The sequence below is a fragment of the Peribacillus deserti genome (assembly GCF_002863585.1).
Lineage (GTDB): Bacteria > Bacillota > Bacilli > Bacillales > DSM-1321 > Paraperibacillus > Paraperibacillus deserti_A.
Genome location: NZ_PGUY01000065.1, coordinates 1 through 18,379, shown reverse-complemented (window position 1 = coordinate 18,379; position 18,379 = coordinate 1). Strand labels below are relative to the sequence as shown.

The window sequence follows — 18,379 nt, the reverse complement described above, 5'->3', positions numbered from 1 at the left end:
AAGCGAGCATCCTGAAGCGGAAATCAACCTCTTGTTCAACAGCAACATAGTTTACGAAAACAGAAAATAATAAAAGCCCTCTCCCCAAGATGCATCGATCTTGAGGGCGAGAGCTGTGTCTTCGCGGTACCACCTCAGTTTGCTGATACGTCACCATATCAGCCTCTATGGGTATAAACATACATACCCTATCTCTATAACGGGATAACCCGTCTTACAATCCCTAATATTACATTAGCTTAGTAAGATACTCCGAGACTTTTTTCATTAAGCCGACTATTGCTCCTTTTCACCTACCGGAGCTCTCTTTGTATAATACATGCTTAATTACTCTTCTCTTCATCGCTTTAACCATTAATTGGAATTTTCTATATATTAAATTACACCTTGTTATCTTGTCAATGATTTCCTGTTTTACAATTTGATAAATACGGATGTTTATGGCCAGTACTGTCACAAGTTTGAAATAGGTTTGTACGGATGGTCCTTGTTAACTTCTTATAGTTTCAAATGCTATTTTAACATTTGAATAGGATTCAATTGCTGAAAAACTGACTCCAATCTGTACAGCTGCAGCGGCAATGTCTGGACGTATCCCGGTAAAAATAACACGTATTCCCAGCAGATGCAGTACTCGGTATACGTTTAATATATGGTTTGCTACAACTGTATCCATCTTGACAATTCCAGAGAAATCTAATAGTTGGCGGAATTACCCCCGTTTTTATTGTCATCCATGTAAAAAAAACCTCAATAGCACCTGCTGCGCCCATCAATATTTAATATTCTGTTTTCATAAAGAACACTTTGATCCCCATATTAATAAAAAAACCAGCCATTAATGACCAGTTCAAGAAATAGGTTATTCACCATGTGAATTTTCATTAAAGTAACTACAGGTCTCCTTAGAATGCATGTTTGTGTAACTATCATTCTATCCGACCGCTGCTGCTTATGTACTATCTCACATTTAAATAGATGTTAATCCGCTTATTCCTTTACTAATCCACCTCTCAAGGTGGTAACACCAAACTCCAAATAAGCCTTTAAACAGCTCAGCATAAATACCCAGCCCTCTTTATTGTCTAAAATTTGCAATATTGACTCATCATCCGAACCTTGAAATCCTTCTTCTATGATCTCAATGATGGTACTTGCATCATCTAGCTCTGCCAGACTAATCGTCACAATATGCCCTTCTCCATTTGCTCCCCATCTGAAGACAATTTTCTTATTTCTTTCAAGATCTACTATTTCCAAATCAGCCTGAGCATTATATTCTTCATAAGTGACTGTAATGGTCTTACCTTTTTCCCATCTGGCAGAACTTGAGGAGAACCAAAAATTGCCGATTTTTGCAGGATCGACAAAGGCTTCATAAACTTCCTTAGCTGGCTTCATAATTTGAAAACGGGTTATATTATCCATAACGATTCATCCCTTTATCATGTAATTGATAATTCGAACTATACCTCTAATCACCTTAAATGGGTCCTGCATCTTTCCGTGATTGGACCTTTAGAGAATGTTAATCCCCTTAATTATATCATTACTAAATCAAACGATTTTATATAGAATCATGCAGAATCAGTTTGTTTGATTCTCACCTTATCAGCAAGTCTTATGCTATTTCTCACATAACTAGGCAGGTTGGTATCCTCTATTATTTCATCCGTGGTTAACCAGTAGACATCGTCAACCTCATCCATACTCTTTGCAAACGCCTCACCTGAAAGGTGTTTACATAGGAAAACTATATCTACTACATGTGCTCCATAATCCGTAACAAAAGTGGTACTGTTAACGTACACAAGATCCGTTACTTCGACCCCCACTTCTTCATATATTTCGCGTTTAAGTGTCCTCTCTAAAATATCCGTAGAGTTTCCTTCTTGATCTACCTTCCCGCCGACAAGAGATAGAGTCCCACCCGCATGTTCTTCTTTTTTGCTTCGTAATATTAGCAGCCATTTTCCATCATTATATATGGCTCCTTCTACATTCACTACAAACATTAGATTTCCCCCTTAGTTCATTTCTTTCGAAAGCAGCCTTCAATATTCAATACTCTTCCCTTTAAGAGTACAGCCCAAAGACTTTTGGAACACATGCTTTACAAATATCAATAAAACACCCGGCTAAGCATTCTAATCCACCGGTTTATTTTTCTCCTCCTGCATCCAAGACTCTTTTATGTCTTACACTTCCCATCAGAGTAAGCAGCGCAGGTTTCAATAATACTCTTTATGAATATCTCCTTGTTCCCTGTGATTTGCTGAGTATGTATCTGCAAATCGATCCCATCTAATAGCTTCTTCTTTAGCCGAAGTTGGTTTCATAGCTGCGCCCCTCTCTTTTTATTGTCGCATTAACTATTTTACTGGTAAATATTTCATTACGGAAGGTTTATTTAGCGTAAGATTCTTATTGAGTTTCCTCAGAAAAAAAAGAACCCCAATATTGTAAATGGAGGTTCAAATGTGACTTTTAGTGCGTCTTATTTGTTTTTACTCTTTCCTTTCCAGGAATCCTTCAATGGTACTGTTCGGTTGAAAATATAGGATTCTTCTGAAGAATCCCTGTCTAAACAAAAATATCCATGCCGTATAAATTGAAAATGATTATCCCAGCTATCGTTTTTGATAGAGTCTTCTATGAAGCAATTTTGAATCACAATTTTGGACAGAGGATTGATTCTTTCTCCCCAGGGGATTTCACCATCTACATCTGAATCAGGCTCTTTTAATAACGGATTAAATAAGCGTACCTCTGCTTTTCTACAATGCCGGGCGGAAACCCAATGGATGGTTCCCTTTACCTTCCTTCCTGTAAAACCTGTTCCACTCTTTGTGTTTATATCATATGTACATTTCAGTTCAATTACTTCACCAGCCTCATTTTTAACGACCTCATTGCACCTTATAAAATACGCACCCTTCAACCGGACTTCGGAATGCAGGGACAATCGCTTGAATCCCTTAGCCGGAACCTCCATAAAATCCTCTTTCTCTATATAAATGACTCTTGAAAAAGGGACTTTTCTGCTTCCTAATTCTGGGTTTTCGGAGTTATTTTCAATGGGTAATAGTTCTGTCTTTCCTTCCTCATAGTTCGTTATCGTTACTTTTAAAGGATGCAGTACAGCCATTACATTTTTTGCTTTTGTTTTTAGATCGTTCCGCAGGGAATTTTCAAGCAAGCTATAGTCAACAGTACTTTGGTGTCTTACGAAACCGATTTGATGAACAAAATCCCTAATGCTCTCAGGGGTAAATCCCCTTCTTCTTAGTCCGCGTATGGTAGGCAGCCTCGGGTCATCCCACCCTTCAACTACATGACCTGACACTAATTCCCGTAAGTATCTCTTACTTGTGATGACACCTGTTACATTTACTCTCCCGAATTCTCTTTGTTTGGGTGCTTCAGTAATCTCCAATTGAGTTAGAACCCATTCATAGAGAGGCCGGTGGTCCTTAAATTCTATGGAGCAAAGAGAATGTGTAACTCCTTCAATCGCATCTTGTATCGGGTGGGCAAAATCATACATAGGATAGACACACCAGTCATGTCCTGTTCTGTAATGCTCAGCATGGATGATCCTGTATAAGACTGGGTCTCTTAAGTTCATATTTGGGGATGCCATATCGATCTTCGCACGTAACACCCTTGAAGCTGTTGGGAAATCACCATCTTTCATTCTTGAAAATAGATCCAGATTTTCATCAGCCGTCCTATTCCGGTAAGGACTATTAATACCTGGTTCGGTTAATGTACCTCTATATGAGGCTATTTCTTCCGGTGATAAGTCACAAACATACGCTTTTCCCCTTCTTATTAAAGCCGCTGCTGCATCATATATCTCGCGTGAGTAGTCAGACCCAAAGAATATCCTGCCGCCAGGAGTGTAGCCTAACCAATGGATATCTTCAATAATGGAATTTACATACTCTATATCTTCTTTCAAAGGGTTCGTATCATCAAAGCGGAGGTTAAAATGCCCATCATACTTCTTTGCGGCTGTATAGTTTATATGAATTGCATACGCACTGCCAATATGTAGATAGCCATTTGGCTCTGGCGGAAACCGGGTACAAATAGGCCTCTGAAAAGTCCCCTTATTAAAATCATTTTCAGTCAGCAGATCAAGAAAGCCATCACTAAGCCTGTTTTTATCCTCATTGCTCAACAACATAGATCCCTCCCATTATTTTTTTGAATTTTTTTCCGATGCAATAAAAAAATCCCACCCCCAAGACTTCCATAAGTCTTGGGGACGAGATTTCATATCGCGGTACCACCCCAGTTTATTAATATGTCACCATATTAACCTCTTTAGGTACGGTATTTATCTAAGGTCAAATACGTATACCCTAGCTCTATAACAGGAGCTCCTGTCACACTATCCCCCTAAAAACAAGTTCCAGCATGAGGCTCTGAGGCTTGGTTCAATAAACGCTTTCTTACTCCTTTTCAGCATGGGGAGCTCTCTGTAAAGAAATCATTTTATCTACTCTTCTCTTCATCGCAATTACCATATTTTACTTTTTCTTATAATACCAAGGCAAGACACTTTTGTGAATCTATTTTTTGTATGTATGACAAAAATATGTATCCTTTCCTATACAGCTTCGTTTATCATGGTCTTTTTAGTAATTTCTTTCGCAGCTCAGGTGATTATTCCCCTCATCCTTATGACTTTGCCATCCAATTCAGATTCTAGTTTTGTCATTCCATTTTTCAAGTAAAAAGATATCGCCTGAACATTGCTTGGAGATACACGAAGGTGATATTCGTTTATTCCACGGCGGCGGAAAAACCCGATGGCATAGGCATGGAGCTGTTTACCCAGGCCCTTTCCACGATTTTCTGGTATCAAATAATATACATGCAGTTATCCAATTTTTTTGCCTTTATATTCGCGGATTGTTAGTTCAAGCTGGCCGATGGGGGTTTCGTTCTCCATCAACAAGACAAAACCGTCAGAATCATGATTTATTTGTTCTACCAGCCAATTTATGTAGTCGTCATCCGTCCCGAAGTCCTGGTCTGAACCAAAGCTTACGGTAAAAGAATCCCGGCGGAATGGTACAACAACATACCGGTGTTTACATACATCTATAGGTACAAACTCCAAGTTTAAAATACCTCCTCTAAAGATGTTTTAAGCTTTCTTCAATAGCCTGCTGAAACGAAAAATAGGAAGATGGCTCTAGCACAGAGATCAATCGCGATCGACAGCCATATCCCTGCAATTCCGTGGCCAAAGACGATTCCTAACACATAAACCCCCGCTACCCGGATGACCCACATTCCCACTGCCGTACTATACAGAGGACTTTTCGTGTCTCCTGCACCCTGCAGGGCCCCTGCCATCACCAAACCGACCGCTAAGGCTGGCTGGGCAAAAGCATCAATTCTTAGCGCGGTGACCACCAGATCAATTGCACTTTGCTCAGTTGTAAACCATGCCGCAAACCAGGGGGCTAGGAAAAACAAGAGAATGCCAATGAAACTCATAAAAATGACTGCTATGTAAGTGGTGAGCATTCCATATTGATAGGCGTCTCTTTCTTTCCCTGCACCTAAGCTTTGGCCGGTCAGTGTCGCAGCAGCAATGGAAAGCCCGTATCCTGGCATATAGGAAAAGGTTTCAATATTTCCAGCGATAGTGTGGGCAGCATAGGTCTCTGTTCCAAGACGGACAATTAAACCATAATACACGATCTGTCCCAGCCGCATAATAAGCCGTTCAATGGCAGCAGGAGATGATAATAAAATGAGTGATTTATATTCACTGGGTGATTCAGCTTGCTTGTGTAAAAGTGAAAACGAAAAGGATGACTGCTTTATTTTGTAATACAGCATACCTGTTCCAAGAATCCGAACAATAACAGTAGCTAAGGCTGCTCCTGCCACTCCCATTCCGGGTATATGGCTGAAGCCAAAGATCAGGATATAAACCAGGCCGATATGGACCAGATTTATCCACCAGCTTACCTTCATGGGCGTCTTTGTGTCCCCTGCAGCCCGAAGAATGCTGCCAAAAATAAACATGAGGGAAATCAATATGGATGGCACACCGACAATGCGAAAATATATGGCTCCCTCTTTAAGGACCTTAGGCTCAGCTCCCATTAACTGGAGTAAAGGCTCTCTCGAAAAAGTAAGAGATCATGCCAAACAAGATCCCTGCCAAGGCAGAAAGGATAGTGGCTTGTCTCGCGGCTGCCCTAGCGGCTTCAATATTTCCAGCCCCTATACTTTTAGCGATAAGAGATGAAGCACCTATTCCTATCGCCATGAAAACCGCCATATAAATGACCAGTATGTTATTGGCTATCCCAACTGCCATTACTTCATCCAGTCCAAGTTTTGCAACGAATAGCGTATCTACAAAGCCTATGACTGTTTGTAAGATATTTTCAATCATGGCTGGAACCGCTTTGCGAGGATCACCTTTATTTTCTGCCTGTTCATTTTATGTTCAATTGCTGCTGTTTTGGCAGACATATCGTCCCCCCTAAGCTGATGTACTCTTCTACCCTTCTACATATTTGCTAATTTTCTATTTTTATTTGTTTCTAAGATTTGTCTATCTGTAGGTTTAGAGTAAAGAATACTCCTAACTTAATCCATCCTATATTTTTCGTTCAATATTATTTCAGCAATAATTGCATCCATATTTTCAGAAGTTTTATCGCTTGTGTCAAATTGATGTGGAGAGGCTAGCGATGACTCCTTAAATTCTTGCATGAGAATCAGGCAGCGCTCCCCCATCCTATTTTCCTCTATTCTACTATTATCTCTCTTGATCAATGTATCAGCATCTGTCCATAAAACTACGTACCTTACTTCAGCACTGATATCTTTTAATTTATTCTTCAGCCAATTTGCTTCAGAAGGAAATGTTACGAAATCAATGACAACATCATTGCCATATTGGATAAAATTCGCAGTCAGACTCAAGATATTATCCCAGATCAACGACACTTCTTCTTTACTTTCCCAGGGCTTTTTGCGACCATTAATATGCATATGACTGACATAATCACCGGAAATATAAGCACTGTGTGTTAACTTTTTTGCAAGCGCTGTTGCAGTAGTTGATTTCCCGACACCCGCCGGGCCTGATATGATATACACTTTTTGCATAGTTTTCCCCCCTGCTCGTATATATTTAATTCTATACATGTATGCAATACCCTTTTTAAAAGAAGGATTTTAAGGATTTATGTCGAACGGACATAGTTAGCGCTGTTCTTTCAAATGGACCAATATGTGCAGGTGAGTCTTTTAGTAATTGTATCTTGAAAATCTAGCTGCAGTTAATGATTGTAAAGTTAAAAAATATAGTTCTAATAATCTGAAGTAAAGTAAGGTGGAATCATGCTCATAACTCAGAAAGAAATCGTCAGTCAGAATGCAAACTATATAATCCGATCAGCACAAGAAGGAGACGCAAAAGAACTATCACAGCTAAGAGTGAAAATTGATGGCGAAACTGAAAATTTGGATAGGGAACCCGGTGAGGGATTTATCGATGAATACGGCTTTAGAGAGTTAATAAGGAATGATACCGAGGATAGCAGGAATTTATTTTTAATTGCAGAAGTAAATGGGAAATTAGCAGGGTTTTCAAGGTGTGAGGGAAATTCATTCAAACGGTTTTCTCATAAAGCGGAGTTCGGCATTGGCATTCAGAAGGACTATTGGGGTCTCGGAATCGGCAAACAAATGCTTCAGACTTCGATTGACTGGGCAGAAGCCAATGGTATAAAAAAGATAACCCTCGCCGTTTTAGAAACTAATGAAAAAGCAATTGCTTTATATCGCCGTTATGGATTTGAAATTGAGGGGGTACTAAAAAAAGATAAACGTCTTTCTGACGGAAATTATTACAACACGATCCTTATGGGGAGGTTCCATGACTAGCCTCGGCGTAAGTCCCGGTATTACCTGCCGACCTGATTTCTAAAGTAATCTAAACAAGTTGAGAATTATATTCTAGTAGAGTCAAAACTCATTCATTATTCTGGCATCCCCCTGGGTTTTAGCTGCTTCATGTGTGTAAGGTGATGTTGACTGCACGGAAAATCTACTGGTTTACATGGCAGAAGATCGGTGATATCATTCATTTCACTGAGGTCTCTCCTAGGATATACGGGCGTTTCTTACATAAAAGAATAATTGCTTTTAAACTGTTAAGGGATGGGTATATAATAAATACCAATAAAAAGAAAAGTTGCGAGGTTCTATGGATCAAAAACAACAAAGAGATCATGAAATAGATTTACTTAAAGACCAAATAACTCATTTAACAGCCAGGGTTCAAGAATTAGAGGAAATGGTCCATCAAATGTCGTTTCCCATAATTCCCTCCATCATTCCGAATACTATTCTCATTCCAATTACCGGTGAATTATCCCCCGAGCGTTTTGAAGTGATGATTCCCAAAATCTTAGAATACACAGCTGACAATCCTGTGGATTCAATAATAATTGACTTCACTGCAATATCTATTCGTGAAGTTACTTGTTTAAACATTTTAAGTCAATACGTCGGGGATTTGAATAGTGCATTAAAACTCATGGGAGTCCAGGTGCTGGTCGTAGGCTTCAATCCGCAATTCACACAGGAGCTGGTCAGATCCGGCCTTTCATTTATTAAAGAATTGAATGCATTCTCAACCTTTAGAGCAGCTCTCCAAAGCCTGGCGAAACAAAAGGGAATTTCCCTTGAAAAAACAAAATGATGAATTGGAGAAATTGATCTTATCCATAGTCAATTTCTCTTTTTTGGCTTCCTTTTCTGCAAAGTATTACATTCCCCTCCTAGCGAGTGAAATAAAGTGTCAACGCGGATAGATATTGGTAGATTCAATGCGTATTTTTTGACCGTGAAATAGAGAGGCGTTTTCAGAAATGCTTTGGTCATTTTATAATGAATCTCACTGAAGTGTGCAAAAGGGATTCAACTCGTGCCCCGTGAAATTAATTAAGGGGGTTACCTAACAATGAAGTAAATGACGATTTCACTGGCTACGATAAACCCGCCAACTGTTGGGCTGGCAAATAATGCTCTGTTCCACCCGGACTCTCGATTGGGTTCATTTTCTTTATCCTTTTTTCGACCATTGCCCATATTTCTGCCCTCCCTCACCGCTATAAACTAATCAAGGCAAAGTTTTTCTTATACACTGGAAGATATTCCCTCTATTTCATACGTTGGTTATTGTTTACTTTATAATGAAGCTCGGCAAACTGATTAAAACGCCTTATGTCTTTTAAAGTAAGTTCTATTCCAAGTTCATCTTCTTTAAACAAGGGAATACCTTTTCCGATTACTACCGGAGCCAGCGTAATGATGATTTCATCAAGAAGCTTTTCTTTCAGGAATGAGTGTAACAGCTCTCCTCCACCTACAAGCCAGATGGCTTTCCCTGCCTTTGTTTTCAGTTCATGCATAAACTCAGCTATGTCTCCATTAAAAAATGTAACATTCTCATTGTTTTCCATGGCTGTCCTTGAGAACACATAGCATTCTTTATTTATATAAGGGAAATTACCTTTTTCATGCAAAATAATCCAATCGTATGTTTTCCGTCCCATTAAGATGGTGTCTACAGTATCATAAAAACTTTTATAACCGTTATCTCCCTCACCTTCAACTTTAAATAACCAGTCTAAGGACTCGTCATTCCTTGCTATGTAACCATCTAAACTTGCCGCAATGTATAAGACTAAACTACGTTGATTTTCCACTGCTCCATTCTCCCTATCTATAAAGTTACGTTAACTCAGGTAACAAAGCACGTTTCCAATTGATAGAAACGTATTTAATAGCACAGCAAATCTCAGGAATTTCTTTACATTCGAAGAGATCAGCTATATTATGCCTATCACAATCAATGGTATAGAAAGTGCGAAAAAGGGCTAAGGTGTCCCTGTTACACCCAATGCAGGATTAAACGCAAACCCTGAAGCTGCTGTTACAATCCCTTAAGTCACCAAGATCCTCCTAGTCAAAAGAAGCCCTCCTCGAATCTAGCGTTTTATCGCATCGACAATAAGAGAAGGAAAAACCGGTGTTTCCCCCTGATTTCTAGGATCAAACCTTTTAGAACGAAAGATAACACCCTCATTGCCATCCCATTCACTGGTATGAAAATTACCTTCCTCATCGCAGTATTCCAGTAATCTAACTTCGTAGCCAGCCGATTCAAACATGGCAGACAGTATTTTATAATTATGTACAATCTTGTGACTTGCGGCAGGGTGATCTTTTGGTCCTGGTCCCCCAACCTTAACAATCTTTTGGTATTCATCATTTCTAAAAAATCCATCCGGGACTGCACAACGGATGTAACCTGAAGGTTTTAGGAACTTATAACAATGCTGCGCCGCAGCGATACCTTCTTCATACGTCAGATGCTCCCATACATGTTCAGCTAAAATAGCCGTTATTGAATTTTCATCAAACTTTTCATCCCAGGTTGTTAAATTTAATAAATTTAATTCATCCTCCTGTGTGTGCAGCCACCCCGGATTATTATTGTACTCTCCTGCACCAATCACAACTTTGATTTCCTCTTGTTTTGTCAACAATTGGACCGCCTCCCAATCTATCTTTAATTATTCTACGTGCACACTAGTTTTCCTCTGATATAAAAAGCTTAGGCTTTCTATATCTGCCTATAAAGCTTACCATGGAAAGTCAAGGTATTCCCATTTTTTTGAAAAGTTTCTCCTGGAACATCCAATTTTATAAAAGTGTAGTTGATTTAGCATTTTTTGTATTTTTAATATCTTTTTAAAAGGATTAGTCTGGTAAGATATAAGTAAAAAGGAGTTTTATTATGCTCGATCTGTTTAATTATAATTGGCAGGTACGAAATGATTGGTTTGCTTGGTGTGACCAGCTATCAATTGAAGATCTTTTACAAAAGCGGGCTGGCGGGCTGGGCAGCATTTTACATACCTTATTCCACGTAATAGATGGTGAACAGATATGGTTATATCAATTAATGAAAAATCCCGTAATTGAAAAAGATAAGGAATCTATTAAAAGCTTAGAGGAAGTTATCGCATTTTCGGAAATGACCAGGAACACTATCCAGCCTTTTCTAGCCGATTGGTCAGATGAAATGAATGAACAGGTATTAGTAAAGAAAAAAAGATCTGGAGATATAGTGTATTTTCCTTACAAGAAAGTATTACAGCATGTGATCAGTCATGAAATCCATCACATCGGCCAGCTGTCGATCTGGTCCAGAGAGATGGGGCTTGCTCCCGTTAATTCTGATTTAATCATAAGGACGTTTTAGCTTAGGAATAGAAAATGAAATCTTTAAATCAAACGAATAAAGCCTCCAAGTTGGAGGCTTTTGAATCCTGGCAGATCATTTGGTCCTCAAGGGAAGCCAGGCCAATACATCCTGGATAGCTTTGTCCCAGTAGCCCCATTCGTGATCACCCGGTCCAAACTCAGCAGTCAGATGGTAGTTCGTTTTTTCACATACCTCTTTAAAGCGCAGATTGTCTTCATATAAAAAATCCTCGGTTCCACAGCACTGATATAATAGCGGCTTTGGCTTATTTTCATGTGTTTTTTCCACTAATGAGAACAAATCATGTTCAGTTCCTGATATAGGTTCATCTCCATATATTAAATGGAAGACGTCCTGTGTTTTTGGCCTTTTTACGTGGCTCACTATATCGGTGACGCCAGACAAACTAGCAGCGGCAGAAATTTGGTCCGGCCGGTTTAATGCCCATTTGAATGCTCCATATCCACCCATAGATAGTCCTGCAGCAAAATTATCCTCTCTCTTATCGGATAATGGAAAAAACGATCTTGCAATAGACGGGAGCTCTTCCGTAAGAAATGTCCAATATTTGCTGCCATACTTCATATCTGTGTAAAAACTGCGATGAACCTGCGGCATCACAACTGCTAGTCCAAGCGGCGCCACATATCTCTCGATCGAGGTTCTTCTCGTCCATATGGTATCATCATCACTAAGGCCATGAAGCAAATAGAGAGTCTGGTGCTTAGCCCCCGTGATTTTGTTCTGCATTCCAATTTGACTTGAAGTCTGCTGCGGCAGAATGACCGTCATAGATGTACTAAGATTTAATACCTCTGAATAAAACTGACAATTTAGTAATGCCAATATGACCATCCCTTCTAAATTGATTCACCTTTAATTCTGGCCTTGCAAACTATAACTATAGGAACTGCTATTGGTAATGTTCAGTATCCATTTTAAACCATTTAAGAATGATAACAAAACAAATACCATTAGGGTAATCTAATGGCATCCATTATACTTTCTTAAACTTCTCTATACACCTCTAAGCCAATACTTCTAATCATCCTTACTTCTTCTTCAATATCCCTAAGTACTCCATCCAAGGCCCAACATCCGTCCTATATCTCTCGGCCATAACTCTGACAATTTGAGCAGTATGGGTTAAATCATGAACAACCCAGGCAGAAAGCAGTTCTCTTAGCTTTACGGTGCCAAACTCAGGGTGTGAGCCCGTTTTCTCAAGATACACTTCAGAATCTATCAGTTTCTGGAGTGTATCTATATTTTCCGCCCTAATCGAATTGAATTCAAACAACTGCTGTTTGATCGTCTGTTTATGGACCTGCTGCAGATGGGAAAAACGATCAAATGGCGGGAAGGGTTTCCCCTCCCCCTCTTGCAGGATCATTTCCATTCTCGGTATCCAATTATGTTTTTCTGCCTGAATCAGGTGCTCAACCACTTCTGTCACGTTCCAGGTTCCTTCACCTTCATTGCCCAGCAGCCACGCTTCGGATAAACCTGATAAATAATGCTCTAACGCTTTAGGTGTCCGCTCCAGTATTTCAATAGATTCTTTAAGATTAAAGTGCATTTCTTTCCTCCTTCCATCAGGGAGATGTGACTTTTGTTAGTGTGTTACTTTTAGGGAGCCTCGATTTGAATGATCACTTTCCCTTGAGCATGTCCTTCTGCAAAATATTTGAAAGCTTCTGGAACTTCATGTAAGGCAAAATGCTTATCTATAACTGGTTTTACCTTTCCCTTTTCAAGGAGGTCCTTTATATGCTGCAAATCTTTCTGGTTAGATCTTTGTAGGAAACTGTGCACCTTCTTATCCCCGCTAAGTGATATCCAGGGGCCCAAAGTCATTGCCTGAAACAATTGAGCCGATGATCCTCCTACATGGACAAATATCCCATTTGTTTTTAAAGCACGCCTATACACCGAAATCGGCTGGTATCCATTTGCTCCTATTATTAGGTCAAACCGGTCGTTCATTTTTGCGAAATCTTCCCTGGTATAATCGATCACAGAGTCTGCACCAAGGGATTTCGCAATTTTTACATTTCTCGTACTGCACACAGCCGTTACTTCAGCTCCAAAAGATTTGGCAATCTGTACTGCAAAGGTTCCCACCCCTCCGGATGCACCATGAATCAACACCTTTTGTCCCGCCTTTACCCTGCCTTTATCACGTATACTTTGAAGGGCTGTAACAGCCGCCATAGGCACCGCCGCAGCTTCTTCAAATGAAAGGCTGGCTGGTTTCAGTACTAACGCATGTTCGGGTACAGACACATACTCAGCAAAACCGCCCCAGCCACAGCGGGAAAGGTCACCCAGCACCTCATCACCAGGTTGAAACTGTTTAACGTTCGCACCCACCGATTCCACACGGCCAGCAATGTCGCCTCCGGGAATGGAGTATTTCGGTTTAAACAGACCAAAAGCAAAACGGGCTAAGAATGGTTCCCCTTTCAAAAGTACGAGATTCCCATAATTGATGGAAGCTGCATGAATATGTACCAGTACCTGATTGTCTTCGGGGACCGGCTTTTCAACTTCCTTCAACTCCAGTACATCCGGTGTACCGTACTTGTCATAAAATATGGCCTTCATCCCTCTCCCCCTTACCTATTAATGAACACAGAGAGCCCTTAATTCAAAGGATATTCATGCATTGAATATTCAAGACTTAAACCACAAACTTTATTGGCCTTCCCAGTATCGCCGCCCGAAAGTTTATATCTTTGATCATAGCTTGTATTTTGTAAAAATCGAGCCTGCCGCGAACATCCTGCCAACAATTCACTCAAAGTGTCTTTCAGGCTCATTCCTATTCTTAAGACTTTTTTCAGTATATCCCCGCTTGCCAATCCCCTTTCCTAAAGAACATACAAAAAGGGGCAGATAGATAGTTTCTGCCCATAAACATTTAATATATGATTAATGTTTTCCTTAAGTTTGTACATCGGAAATTAAGAAAATGCTCGACAGTATAACAATAAGCCCAACAATCATTCCAGTCGTTATTTGTTCATGCAGGAATACAACGGCCCATATCATACCGAACAAAGGAATTAAAAATGTAACACTTACTGTTTTGGTTGGACCGACATTTGTAATTAAGTAGTAATAGAGGATGTATCCCAGAGCTGTACTGAGGAGGGCCACACCAACAACCGACCATGCAACAGTAGGTGTAACCGCTGATGTTGATTCTGGCAGAGTAAATAAGGTAAAGGGAAAAATAAGCAGGCTGGCCCCCATTTGCTGCCCAAAGGCAACAGCCTGAGGCGGGATTTGACTAAAGTTCAATTTCGCATAAACTCCACCAAATCCATAGGATACGGTTGAAAGTATGGAAAATCCGGCAGCAGCCAAAACGTCTACGGTCAACGGTAACGGACTCCAACCAACCAATATAACCACACCAGAAATACCAATGAAGATACCCGCACACTTTTTAATGCTTACCTTTTCTTTCATCCAGCCCCAGACAACCAGCGCTGTAAATAGAGGTGTCAACGAATTAATGATCGCCATCATAGATGAGTTCAAATGAAGGGCTGCAAAAGAAACGAGTGTAAATGGAATGGCAGCATTCAGTGCACCGATTATTATATAGTGCCTCCAGTACTGTTTAAATTGAGTCGACTTGCCAATCACAAAGATGTAAATCAATAAAGCAGCAGCGGCAATGGTCACACGCCCCTGAGCAGTAAGAACCGGACCAATCGCCGGCGAAGCAAGACGTACAAATAAAAATGAAGATCCCCATAAAGCAGCTAACCCAAATAAAGAAGCTAATTCTTTCGTTTTCATCAAAATTTCTCCTCTTGTTGTAAATTTGAAACTGCAGGAGAATATACAGATTGAACAGAAACTTAGATTGCCTTACTAATATATTCATTTGTTTATGAACGGTTTCTTTTCCAATTTTTCTCCAGTCTTATGAAATCCTGATATGTGTACAAAGGTCAATCACTTTTTTATCTATACTTAGATTTTAATTACATATTCGGTTTTACTTCTAATCGATTTACATACAATCATGAAAACAGGAGAGAATCCATCGTTCTATTAATTTGGGTATTTCGTATGATATTAATGAGTAAATCGGATGGAGGTGGATAAATGAAAGCAATTGTATACACCAAGTATGGTCCCCCCGACGTTCTTCAACTTAAAGAGGTCGAAAAACCTTTTCCCAAAGAACATGAAATTTTGGTTAAAGTAAAAGCAGCAACCGTAACAGCAGCAGATATTCGGTCACGGAGCTTTACTGTTCCTAAAGCTTTTTGGCTGCCTGCCCGGCTCACACTGGGATTCAGACACCCCAAAAAAGAAATATTAGGGATGGAGTTGGCTGGTGTAGTGGAGAGGGTGGGGAAAAATGTCAAAAGGTTCAAAGCAGGTGACCAGGTATTTGCAGCCTCGCTTCAGGGTTTTGGTGCTTATGCCGAGTATAAATGCCTGCCGGAATATGGTCCAGTGTGTATTAAGCCTTCCAATATTACATATGCAGAAGCTGCAGCCATTCCAATTGGTGCCCGCACAGCCCTGTATTTCCTTAGAAAAGCTGATATTCAAAAGGGCCAAAAGGTTCTGGTTTATGGTGCTTCTGGAAGTGTAGGAAGCTATGCCGTTCAGATTGCCAGGTATTTCGGAGCTGAAGTTACAGGGGTGTGCAGTACCAATAATTTAGAATGGGTAAAATCACTTGGTGCAGATAAAGTCATTGATTACACAGCAGAAGATGTTTATAGTACTGACGAGACATACGATGTACTTTTTGAAGCAGTAAACAAGAGTACGTTTTCAGATTGTATAAAGCTGCTAAAGAAAGGCGGTACTTATATAAACATCACTGAACCGTTACCGAGTTTACGGATGCTGAAGACAAAATTGACAAGCACCAAGAAAATAATGTTGAGCCGGAACTCTCCTGAAACTTCAGAAGCTCTGAACTTCTTGAAAGAACTTGTTGAGGCAGGAAATTTAAAAGTGGTCATTGACAGATCCTATAAATTTGAAGAAATCGCGGAAGCTCATAGATATGTCGAGAAAGGACATAAAAAAGGTAATGTTGTCATAACAGTTGATCCTAATAACAAATCCTAAGTGAATCACTATAAGTTTGGAAAAAAGCTAGAGCGTTGACTTCTTTGGTAAACCATTTGATTCCATTCCAAAAATCCCTGCTTTTTATTCGAGAGCAGGGTTTTTTTTCTATTGAAATGTCTTGATTATTTCCATAGCTTTTCTAGGCAAATCTTATGTTAAAAACTCCTCTACTACTCTAACAAATTTTTCTGTTTCCTCCAGCTCAGGAAAATGTGCACTCTTTCCAAATATCACCATGCTAGAGTGAGGCAGTTCTCTTTGTATGATCTTAGAAATAGACAGTCCTGTATTCCTGTCAAAGGCTCCCGTCATTATTAAGGCGCGTTGTTTTATGTTCTTAAGATTATGCAGCAAAGGAGATCTGTTACTAGACTGCAAGACTTTCATCATCAGCCCTGTATTGACTAAATTGCTTTCTTCCCATAGTTTCCTGTTCACCTTAGCGATTTCCTGATTTTCAAATAGCAATAAATCTACTGTTTCGGCATCGACAATTCCCCATATCTTTTCGTAGAGCTCATCAATAGATAAACCTGCCTTGTGAAGAGATATAATTTTATTCAGGAGTTCATTATCCGCAATAGATATAAACCCGGATATCTGTACCATTTTTTGAATCCCTGAGCTTATCAGGCTTGGACCGGACAGGATTATCCTATTAATGTCAGCAGGAGCAGCATGAGAAAATTCAAGGGCTAATTCTCCTCCGAACGAATACCCTCATAAATCCACTGTTTCGACCCCTAACCATTTCTTCAATTCTATAAAATCTCAAATCAGTAAATCTATCGTATAGTCCTCATCCCAATCAGGCTTTTCCGATCTCCCACAGCCCCGCTGTTCGTAATAAACAACCGTTCTCTTTTTAGAGAGCAATGGTCCCGCCGTTCTTTCAAACGTATAATGGTTTCCTCCTGGACCACCATGTATGAGGATTAACGGAACGGTGTTATTTTCATCTCCGTCCACTTTGACCCAATGACTTATACCATTTAACATAATGGAATATTCGCCGTTTACCAGTGGCATCATTCTCCTCACCTCGCGTGGAAATTTTTTCCTGAATAATTTTAGGGTTTCCTCCTCCAGAATCCGACCGGATTATAGACATAAAAGAAGCGATCCCCAATTAAAGAATCGCTTGAAGTCCTATTGAATCCCACCTGTAGTTATTAAATTTATCAGCTTTTTTATGTGATAAAATTTGCCCTTTTGTTTCACTTCATCTGTTAACGGAACCAATTCGTACACAAAACTAACCTGTGTATTTGTGATGGTCTCATTGATTCCTTTGGAATCAAAAACTAAGCCAGATGAAACTGTAATGGATCCACTAGTCCTATCAGTAATCTCATCCGATGAATACGTGTACGTATGACCAATTCCTTCTGTAACTTCTTTAATGCCTACCAAATCCCCCACTTTAAGTGTCTCCAGCCAATTTGCACGATCTCCATTCATTGAATCCACTCCATAATCGTTATTTATATCATATAGTATACATTATCCCTTTGGTAAATTACCTTAATATGACATTTAACATTTTTCTTACAATGATGGAATGGACACCAATATCCTTATTTTACAGTTCCAAAATACTCTGGATATGACTGATTGTTTTTTTTATAGGCTGTTTTCGGCAAACTTTGTTGTTATTGAACAAGGGGTTGATTGGAACGTGAGGATGCTCGCGGACCTTAGGGGCGGGCGCCCGAGCCTCCTCGGCTTCGCCTGTGGGGTCTCACCTGATTGAAAAGCGGAGGACGGTGCTTTTCAAGAAAAGATCCATCCAAAAGCTGAATGATGATCTTTTTTAATTAGAGGCAAAACACTAAAAGAAAAGCAGACACCTGACCGGCATAAGACGAGCGGCACTGAAAGGCCGATTTTGCCTTTTAATGGCGATTGGCTTATGACCGAAGGTGTCAGTCCGGAGCT

At 39.8% G+C, this 18,379-nt stretch carries 23 protein-coding genes, 1 pseudogene and 2 other annotated features; of the genes and pseudogenes, 4 read left to right on the top strand and 20 right to left on the bottom strand.

The window, feature by feature from the left end:
• Positions 1-99: 99 nt before the first annotated feature.
• Positions 100-352: a binding site (T-box leader), on the bottom strand.
• A 138-nt stretch (positions 353-490) separates the two neighbouring features.
• The 9 genes and pseudogenes from CUU66_RS20155 to CUU66_RS20120 form a co-directional block, all read right to left on the bottom strand.
• Positions 491-688: pseudogene (locus tag CUU66_RS20155) on the bottom strand (STAS domain-containing protein); the annotation flags it as partial.
• A gap of 302 nt (positions 689-990) precedes the next feature.
• Positions 991-1,428: an SRPBCC family protein gene (locus tag CUU66_RS20150; RefSeq protein WP_101645198.1), complete on the bottom strand. Its 438-nt coding sequence runs from the start codon at positions 1,426-1,428 to the stop codon at positions 991-993.
• A 149-nt stretch (positions 1,429-1,577) separates the two neighbouring features.
• Positions 1,578-2,015, bottom strand: a complete 438-nt coding sequence (locus CUU66_RS20145; RefSeq protein WP_101645197.1) for an NUDIX hydrolase — start codon at positions 2,013-2,015, stop codon at positions 1,578-1,580.
• A gap of 482 nt (positions 2,016-2,497) precedes the next feature.
• Positions 2,498-4,192, bottom strand: coding sequence for a glutamine--tRNA ligase/YqeY domain fusion protein (locus CUU66_RS20135; RefSeq protein WP_180955372.1), 1,695 nt, complete (start codon positions 4,190-4,192; stop codon positions 2,498-2,500).
• A gap of 74 nt (positions 4,193-4,266) precedes the next feature.
• Positions 4,267-4,532: a binding site (T-box leader), on the bottom strand.
• Between the two features lie 134 nt (positions 4,533-4,666).
• Complete coding sequence (locus CUU66_RS25235) at positions 4,667-4,876, bottom strand: GNAT family N-acetyltransferase (RefSeq protein ID WP_308302521.1); 210 nt, start codon at positions 4,874-4,876, stop codon at positions 4,667-4,669.
• A gap of 15 nt (positions 4,877-4,891) precedes the next feature.
• Positions 4,892-5,134: a hypothetical protein gene (locus CUU66_RS25230; RefSeq protein ID WP_308302520.1), complete on the bottom strand. Its 243-nt coding sequence runs from the start codon at positions 5,132-5,134 to the stop codon at positions 4,892-4,894.
• Positions 5,135-5,172: 38 nt separating this feature from the next.
• Positions 5,173-6,135, bottom strand: coding sequence for an MATE family efflux transporter (locus CUU66_RS20125; RefSeq protein ID WP_257968079.1), 963 nt, complete (start codon positions 6,133-6,135; stop codon positions 5,173-5,175).
• Positions 6,125-6,430, bottom strand: a complete 306-nt coding sequence (locus CUU66_RS25065) for an MATE family efflux transporter (protein ID WP_257968078.1) — start codon at positions 6,428-6,430, stop codon at positions 6,125-6,127. Before CUU66_RS25065 ends, CUU66_RS20125 begins: the two co-directional genes overlap by 11 nt.
• A 197-nt stretch (positions 6,431-6,627) precedes the next feature.
• Complete coding sequence (locus CUU66_RS20120) at positions 6,628-7,152, bottom strand: AAA family ATPase (protein ID WP_101645196.1); 525 nt, start codon at positions 7,150-7,152, stop codon at positions 6,628-6,630.
• A 234-nt stretch (positions 7,153-7,386) separates the two neighbouring features.
• Here CUU66_RS20120 and CUU66_RS20115 point away from each other — a divergent pair, with 234 nt between their 5' ends.
• Together CUU66_RS20115 and CUU66_RS20110 are read left to right on the top strand one after the other, a co-directional pair.
• Positions 7,387-7,932, top strand: a complete 546-nt coding sequence (locus tag CUU66_RS20115; protein ID WP_101645195.1) for a GNAT family N-acetyltransferase — start codon at positions 7,387-7,389, stop codon at positions 7,930-7,932.
• A gap of 322 nt (positions 7,933-8,254) precedes the next feature.
• Positions 8,255-8,752 (top strand): STAS domain-containing protein, encoded by a 498-nt coding sequence (locus CUU66_RS20110; protein WP_101645194.1) that lies wholly within the window; start codon positions 8,255-8,257, stop codon positions 8,750-8,752.
• A gap of 251 nt (positions 8,753-9,003) precedes the next feature.
• On the opposite strand, the gene CUU66_RS24420 is transcribed toward CUU66_RS20110, so the two are convergent.
• The 3 genes from CUU66_RS24420 to CUU66_RS20100 all read right to left on the bottom strand — a co-directional run bounded on the left by CUU66_RS24420 (position 9,004) and on the right by CUU66_RS20100 (position 10,604).
• Entirely contained in the window at positions 9,004-9,141 is a 138-nt protein-coding gene (locus CUU66_RS24420) for a hypothetical protein (protein WP_180955371.1), read from the bottom strand.
• Between the two features lie 71 nt (positions 9,142-9,212).
• Positions 9,213-9,761: a dihydrofolate reductase family protein gene (locus CUU66_RS20105; RefSeq protein WP_101645193.1), complete on the bottom strand. Its 549-nt coding sequence runs from the start codon at positions 9,759-9,761 to the stop codon at positions 9,213-9,215.
• A 282-nt stretch (positions 9,762-10,043) separates the two neighbouring features.
• Positions 10,044-10,604 carry a class I SAM-dependent methyltransferase gene (locus CUU66_RS20100; protein ID WP_101645192.1) on the bottom strand — a complete coding sequence of 187 codons (561 nt, stop codon included), beginning with the start codon at positions 10,602-10,604 and terminating at the stop codon, positions 10,044-10,046.
• Between the two features lie 251 nt (positions 10,605-10,855).
• On the opposite strand from CUU66_RS20100, the gene CUU66_RS20095 reads away from it, so the two are divergent.
• Positions 10,856-11,323 carry a DinB family protein gene (locus CUU66_RS20095; RefSeq protein WP_101645191.1) on the top strand — a complete coding sequence of 156 codons (468 nt, stop codon included), beginning with the start codon at positions 10,856-10,858 and terminating at the stop codon, positions 11,321-11,323.
• A gap of 75 nt (positions 11,324-11,398) precedes the next feature.
• Here the strand turns inward: CUU66_RS20095 and CUU66_RS20090 are convergent, their stop codons facing one another.
• The 5 genes from CUU66_RS20090 to CUU66_RS20070 form a co-directional block, all read right to left on the bottom strand.
• Positions 11,399-12,172 (bottom strand): alpha/beta hydrolase, encoded by a 774-nt coding sequence (locus CUU66_RS20090; RefSeq protein ID WP_101645190.1) that lies wholly within the window; start codon positions 12,170-12,172, stop codon positions 11,399-11,401.
• A 205-nt stretch (positions 12,173-12,377) separates the two neighbouring features.
• Entirely contained in the window at positions 12,378-12,905 is a 528-nt protein-coding gene (locus CUU66_RS20085; protein ID WP_101645189.1) for a DinB family protein, read from the bottom strand.
• A 50-nt stretch (positions 12,906-12,955) separates the two neighbouring features.
• Positions 12,956-13,933, bottom strand: coding sequence for an NAD(P)-dependent alcohol dehydrogenase (locus tag CUU66_RS20080; protein ID WP_101645188.1), 978 nt, complete (start codon positions 13,931-13,933; stop codon positions 12,956-12,958).
• Between the two features lie 38 nt (positions 13,934-13,971).
• Positions 13,972-14,190: a hypothetical protein gene (locus CUU66_RS20075; RefSeq protein WP_101645187.1), complete on the bottom strand. Its 219-nt coding sequence runs from the start codon at positions 14,188-14,190 to the stop codon at positions 13,972-13,974.
• 82 nt (positions 14,191-14,272) lie between these two features.
• Positions 14,273-15,139, bottom strand: coding sequence for a DMT family transporter (locus CUU66_RS20070; RefSeq protein WP_101645186.1), 867 nt, complete (start codon positions 15,137-15,139; stop codon positions 14,273-14,275).
• A 312-nt stretch (positions 15,140-15,451) separates the two neighbouring features.
• On the opposite strand from CUU66_RS20070, the gene CUU66_RS20065 reads away from it, so the two are divergent.
• Positions 15,452-16,438: an NAD(P)-dependent alcohol dehydrogenase gene (locus CUU66_RS20065; RefSeq protein ID WP_101645185.1), complete on the top strand. Its 987-nt coding sequence runs from the start codon at positions 15,452-15,454 to the stop codon at positions 16,436-16,438.
• Positions 16,439-16,591: 153 nt separating this feature from the next.
• Here CUU66_RS20065 and CUU66_RS20060 read toward each other — a convergent pair whose 3' ends face one another.
• The 3 genes from CUU66_RS20060 to CUU66_RS20050 all read right to left on the bottom strand — a co-directional run bounded on the left by CUU66_RS20060 (position 16,592) and on the right by CUU66_RS20050 (position 17,902).
• A complete protein-coding gene (locus tag CUU66_RS20060) occupies positions 16,592-17,050 on the bottom strand; it encodes an alpha/beta fold hydrolase (protein ID WP_101645184.1) in 459 nt (152 codons plus the stop codon).
• Between the two features lie 162 nt (positions 17,051-17,212).
• Positions 17,213-17,473 carry an alpha/beta fold hydrolase gene (locus CUU66_RS20055; protein WP_101645183.1) on the bottom strand — a complete coding sequence of 87 codons (261 nt, stop codon included), beginning with the start codon at positions 17,471-17,473 and terminating at the stop codon, positions 17,213-17,215.
• A 117-nt stretch (positions 17,474-17,590) separates the two neighbouring features.
• The gene (locus tag CUU66_RS20050; protein WP_101645182.1) at positions 17,591-17,902 is read right to left on the bottom strand and encodes a hypothetical protein; all 312 of its coding nucleotides are present in this window, start codon (positions 17,900-17,902) and stop codon (positions 17,591-17,593) included.
• Positions 17,903-18,379 lie beyond the last annotated feature (477 nt).

What these genes read in the sequence shown, in the direction of transcription:
- CUU66_RS20150 (WP_101645198.1), bottom strand. Translation starts at nt 1,428, where the DNA reads ATGGATAATATAACCCGTTTTCAAATTATGAAGCCAGCTAAGGAAGTT.
- CUU66_RS20145 (WP_101645197.1), bottom strand. Translation starts at nt 2,015, where the DNA reads ATGTTTGTAGTGAATGTAGAAGGAGCCATATATAATGATGGAAAATGG.
- CUU66_RS20135 (WP_180955372.1), bottom strand. Translation starts at nt 4,192, where the DNA reads ATGTTGTTGAGCAATGAGGATAAAAACAGGCTTAGTGATGGCTTTCTT.
- CUU66_RS20125 (WP_257968079.1), bottom strand. Translation starts at nt 6,135, where the DNA reads ATGGGAGCTGAGCCTAAGGTCCTTAAAGAGGGAGCCATATATTTTCGC.
- CUU66_RS25065 (WP_257968078.1), bottom strand. Translation starts at nt 6,430, where the DNA reads ATGATTGAAAATATCTTACAAACAGTCATAGGCTTTGTAGATACGCTA.
- CUU66_RS20120 (WP_101645196.1), bottom strand. Translation starts at nt 7,152, where the DNA reads ATGCAAAAAGTGTATATCATATCAGGCCCGGCGGGTGTCGGGAAATCA.
- CUU66_RS20115 (WP_101645195.1), top strand. Translation starts at nt 7,387, where the DNA reads ATGCTCATAACTCAGAAAGAAATCGTCAGTCAGAATGCAAACTATATA.
- CUU66_RS20110 (WP_101645194.1), top strand. Translation starts at nt 8,255, where the DNA reads ATGGATCAAAAACAACAAAGAGATCATGAAATAGATTTACTTAAAGAC.
- CUU66_RS24420 (WP_180955371.1), bottom strand. Translation starts at nt 9,141, where the DNA reads ATGGGCAATGGTCGAAAAAAGGATAAAGAAAATGAACCCAATCGAGAG.
- CUU66_RS20095 (WP_101645191.1), top strand. Translation starts at nt 10,856, where the DNA reads ATGCTCGATCTGTTTAATTATAATTGGCAGGTACGAAATGATTGGTTT.
- CUU66_RS20085 (WP_101645189.1), bottom strand. Translation starts at nt 12,905, where the DNA reads ATGCACTTTAATCTTAAAGAATCTATTGAAATACTGGAGCGGACACCT.
- CUU66_RS20080 (WP_101645188.1), bottom strand. Translation starts at nt 13,933, where the DNA reads ATGAAGGCCATATTTTATGACAAGTACGGTACACCGGATGTACTGGAG.
- CUU66_RS20070 (WP_101645186.1), bottom strand. Translation starts at nt 15,139, where the DNA reads ATGAAAACGAAAGAATTAGCTTCTTTATTTGGGTTAGCTGCTTTATGG.
- CUU66_RS20065 (WP_101645185.1), top strand. Translation starts at nt 15,452, where the DNA reads ATGAAAGCAATTGTATACACCAAGTATGGTCCCCCCGACGTTCTTCAA.
- CUU66_RS20060 (WP_101645184.1), bottom strand. Translation starts at nt 17,050, where the DNA reads ATGGTACAGATATCCGGGTTTATATCTATTGCGGATAATGAACTCCTG.
- CUU66_RS20055 (WP_101645183.1), bottom strand. Translation starts at nt 17,473, where the DNA reads ATGATGCCACTGGTAAACGGCGAATATTCCATTATGTTAAATGGTATA.
- CUU66_RS20050 (WP_101645182.1), bottom strand. Translation starts at nt 17,902, where the DNA reads ATGAATGGAGATCGTGCAAATTGGCTGGAGACACTTAAAGTGGGGGAT.